Origin of the sequence: Streptococcus pseudopneumoniae (assembly GCF_001072315.1) — a bacterium.
GTDB lineage: Bacteria > Bacillota > Bacilli > Lactobacillales > Streptococcaceae > Streptococcus > Streptococcus pseudopneumoniae_R.
The window spans coordinates 1-434 of sequence record NZ_JVLI01000177.1; the positions used below are offsets into that span (position 1 = coordinate 1).

Here is a 434-nt window from a genome sequence, read left to right on the forward strand (position 1 = left end):
CAACTGAGTTCCCCAGCTGTTTCTCCTCACCCTTTTGTTCCGCAAGAGATTGATCTTCTTCGCGTCCTGATTCCACAGCTGGGGTTGCTGGATCTGGCTGCTTCGGCTCGGCTTCGGGTTTGTCAGGTGTTTGTTTCTCGCCCGGTGTTGCTTCTGTACCCGGCGTTTCTTCTGCTCCTGGTCTTGGTTGTCCTATTCCATCAGCTGGTTTTGTCTCTGTTTCATTCTCTACTATTGGAATTTTTTCAGGTTGAACTGGTCTACCTTCCTCAGATTTGGGTTCATACTCTTCCTTAGTCCCAACTGCAATCACCTTGTTCACCGGTTCTTTTGTGATTATATTTTCTATAACTTTGCTAGATTTTTCCCCGTTAACGATAGTGACTTCCGTATAGATGGTGCGTTCACCAACAACACCTTCTTGAACAACTTTA

1 protein-coding gene is annotated in these 434 nt (G+C 45.9%); it reads right to left on the bottom strand.

What is annotated here, in order from left to right; all coding sequences use genetic code 11:
• On the bottom strand, positions 1-434 hold a 434-nt coding region (locus ADH54_RS09740), incomplete at both ends, for a G5 domain-containing protein (RefSeq protein ID WP_049524957.1).